This window comes from Pseudomonas sp. (genome assembly GCF_036387035.1).
GTDB lineage: Bacteria > Pseudomonadota > Gammaproteobacteria > Pseudomonadales > Pseudomonadaceae > Aquipseudomonas.
Genome location: NZ_DASVUM010000263.1, coordinates 1 through 2,831 on the forward strand (window position 1 = coordinate 1; position 2,831 = coordinate 2,831).

3 protein-coding genes are annotated in these 2,831 nt (G+C 60.2%); all 3 read left to right on the plus strand.

The features are described from left to right. Positions 1-42: 42 nt before the first annotated feature. The 3 genes from VF672_RS23545 to VF672_RS23555 all read left to right on the plus strand — a co-directional run bounded on the left by VF672_RS23545 (position 43) and on the right by VF672_RS23555 (position 2,611). A complete protein-coding gene (locus tag VF672_RS23545) occupies positions 43-792 on the plus strand; it encodes a creatininase family protein (protein WP_331107462.1) in 750 nt (249 codons plus the stop codon). A gap of 154 nt (positions 793-946) precedes the next feature. Further along, positions 947-1,315, plus strand: a complete 369-nt coding sequence (locus VF672_RS23550; RefSeq protein ID WP_331107457.1) for a hypothetical protein — start codon at positions 947-949, stop codon at positions 1,313-1,315. A gap of 276 nt (positions 1,316-1,591) precedes the next feature. Next, positions 1,592-2,611, plus strand: coding sequence for an alpha/beta hydrolase (locus VF672_RS23555; RefSeq protein WP_331107460.1), 1,020 nt, complete (start codon positions 1,592-1,594; stop codon positions 2,609-2,611). Positions 2,612-2,831 lie beyond the last annotated feature (220 nt).

The following is a 2,831-nucleotide window of genomic DNA, read 5'->3' on the forward strand; positions in this document are numbered from 1 at the left end:
GCTTATTCGCTGTTAACCATCTTCCTGAAGAGAGGACCGGACATGCTTCTGCACCATTGCACATGGATCGAAATCGAACAGTTCCTCAAGCGCAGCCGCACCATCGTTGTGCCGATTGGCTCCAACGAACAGCATGGCCCCACCGGGCTGCTGGGCACTGACTGGATGTGCCCCCAAATCATTGCCTACGAAGCGCAGAAGAGCGCCGACATCCTCATCGCGCCGACCTTCAACATCGGCATGGCGCAGCACCACCTGGGCTTTCCCGGGACGATCTCGTTGCGCCCCTCGACGTTCATCGCGGCCATCGGCGACTGGACGCGCTCGCTGGCAGGCCACGGCTTCGAAAAAATCCTGTTCCTCAATGGTCATGGCGGCAACATTGCTTCGATTGAGGCAGCGTTTTCCGAGCTGTACGCCGAGGCGAGTTTCGCCCGGCGCGGCGCAGGTTTCGCGCTGAAGCTGACCAACTGGTGGGACCTGGAAGGCGTCGGCGAGCTGGCGCACCGGCAGTTTCCGGTGGGCCACGGTTCCCACGCAACGCCGTCCGAGATCGCGGTGACGCAGTGGGCCTATCCGGAATCGATCAAGTCTGCGGATTACTCACCGCGCATCGCACCGTCGGGCCCGATCCGCGAAGCGAAGGATTTTCGCACGCGCTTCCCGGACGGCCGCATGGGCTCTGACCCGGCGCTGGCGACTCCGGAGAAAGGCGCCGAGCTGGTGGCGCTGGCGGCCAAAGGGTTGGTGCGTGCAGTCGACGCTTTCAGCCGCGAACCGGCCTTGCAGTGAACGTGTCCTGCCCATGCAGGCATTAGCGTTGGGGGCGTTGAACTCGTCAGCGAAACGGGGGCCATAGTGGTGTGCGCTTTTTGAAACGGTATTGGATCTGGGGCAGGCAGCAGCGCAACGGCCTCGCCCGATCCCCTTGGCTGACAGGTGATATGTGAATACTTTTATCCCACTGGACAAAGTTGAAAGTATAGATTTGCAGGATTACCACGAGGTCTGGCTGACCACGTCGGAAACCTGGCCGCAAGACCCGGCGACGGTTCACCGCAAGTGCCTGTGGCGCCAGGATCGCCAACTGACCGGCGATGTTGAAATCGACGGCGTGTATTTTGAAAACCTTCCGCACCTGTGGCTGCGGGTGGACGATCTCGACGATCAGCAGGACATCGACCTCGTCATCGAGAAGCTCAAGGGGCGCATTGAAGCGTTGAATCTCAAGGGCGAGTTCTACCCCGCCGAGCTGCCTGCTTCGACCGTGCCCCATAAGGACGAAGACGAAATCAATAAAGACCTGCGCAGTTAATTCGCTTTACCCCCCCGCTTTTCTGACACGCGCCGCTGCTGATCTTCAGCGCGGCGCTGTTCATTTCTCTGCCGCACCCCTCCCTGCCTGCCCTCCTTCCGAAAACCCGCCAATAAATAACGTGTCTTTGAACGTCCCCAAAAGGGAAACAATGAGTCTCCATTAAGGCTAATTGTTCCTTTATCGTTTAGTCCGTACATTCACTCCCAAGCCAGCCGAGACAGCTCGAGACGCTGACCGGCCATTCAAATCCTTCCGCCTTGCACGTGAGCCCTTATGAACACTCTGACCAAAACCCTGACCGCCACCCTCCTCGCCCTGTCTGTCAGCCAGGCTTTTGCGGCCGAAACCGCAGTGCCTGAGCACCAGACCCAGGCGTTCCTGAACGCACTGGCGGCAGGTGGCGGCACGCCGCTGGAACAGCTCAGCCCGAAGGACGCCCGAGCGGTACTGACCGGTGCGCAGAATTCGGTGAAAGTGGATCTGAGCGGCACGCAGGTCAGCGAAAAAACCATCAAGGCCGACGGTCAGAGCATCAAGCTGACGATCGTCCGCCCGGCCAACGTCAAAGGTGAGCTGCCGGTGTTCATGTTCTTCCACGGTGGCGGCTGGGTGCTGGGCGACTACCCGACCCACGCCCGTTTGATTCACGATCTGGTGGTGGGCTCGGGTGCCGTGGCGGTGTATGTGGATTACACGCCGTCGCCGGAAGCGCATTACCCGACGGCGATCAATCAGGCCTATGCCGCCACCCAGTGGGTCGCCGAACACGGCAAGGAAATCAATGTGGATGGCTCGCGTCTGGCCGTGGCCGGCAACAGCGTCGGCGGCAACATGGCCGCGGTGGTGGCGCTAATGGCCAAGGAGCACAACACACCGAAGCTACGCTTCCAGTTGCTGCTGTGGCCGGTGACCGACGCCAATTTCGACACCGGTTCGTACCAGCAATACGCCGAGGGGCATTTCCTGACCAAAAACATGATGACCTGGTTCTGGGACAGCTACACCACCGACGCCAGACAGCGCGCCGACATCCACGCCTCGCCATTGCGCGCCACCACCGAACAGCTCAAAGGCCTGCCGCCTGCGCTGGTGCAGACCGCCGCTCTGGATGTGCTGCGCGATGAGGGCGAAGCCTATGCCCGCAAACTGGACGCCGCCGGTGTCGACGTTACCGCGGTGCGCTACAACGGCATGGTCCACGACTACGGCTTGCTGAATCCGCTGAGCAACATTCCCGAAGTCAAGGCGGCCATGCGTCAGGCGGCGGGCGAGCTGAAGGCTCACTTGAACTGAGTCACCGGTCGTCACCTGTTTTGCAGGGTGGCGGCCGACGCCTTCCCGGCTAAAGCCGGTCCCACTAAGTGCACACGATCCTGCAGTGGTCTAATTTCCCCGGACACCTCGATAAGTGGAAAATAGATTTATCGAGGAGTTTTTCATGAACAGAAAACGCAAAAGGTTTGATGACAGCTACAAGTTGGAAGTCGTAAAGATGGTCAAGGATCAGGGCCTG